Below are 476 nucleotides of genomic sequence, written 5' to 3' on the forward strand. Positions count from 1 at the left end.
CACTAACGTCTGGCGCTATAGTGTCGACTTCACCACTGTCACTGGCACTGCTGTTATTACCTGCTGCATCACTGATACTGGCACTGACTGTGTAGTTGCCATCGGCTAAGGCTTGCCCTGCTTCGGCGCTCCAATTGCCTGAAACATCTGTGGTGACTGTTACGCTATGGCTAATACCATCAGCATCGGTAAAGGTCACGGCGAGTGAGGTATTGGCTAAGTCTGAGGTGCCAGTGACCGTCGGCGTATTGTCGTTGGTCAGTGCTGGCGCATCAATGCTAATCGTTGGTGCCGTCACATCGATGGTGCCTGTTTCAGTATCGCTGCCTTCGTTACCCGCCGCGTCACTCACGGTGGCCACCACGGTATAATCACCTTCGGCTAATGCCGTACTTGGCTCAACAGACCAACTGCCATCCGCTTGCACCGTCGCTGTCGCACTTTGTACATTACCGGCACTGTCAGTGATAGTAAGC

Annotated in this window: 1 protein-coding gene; it reads right to left on the bottom strand. The window is 53.8% G+C overall.

Annotated elements, in window-relative coordinates; all coding sequences use genetic code 11:
- Positions 1 to 476, bottom strand: a 476-nt coding sequence (locus CWC02_RS17705) for an Ig-like domain-containing protein (protein WP_171043863.1), incomplete at both ends; no start/stop codon positions are given.

The sequence above is a fragment of the Pseudoalteromonas sp. S2721 genome (assembly GCF_005887425.1).
Taxonomy (GTDB): Bacteria; Pseudomonadota; Gammaproteobacteria; order Enterobacterales; family Alteromonadaceae; genus Pseudoalteromonas; species Pseudoalteromonas simplex.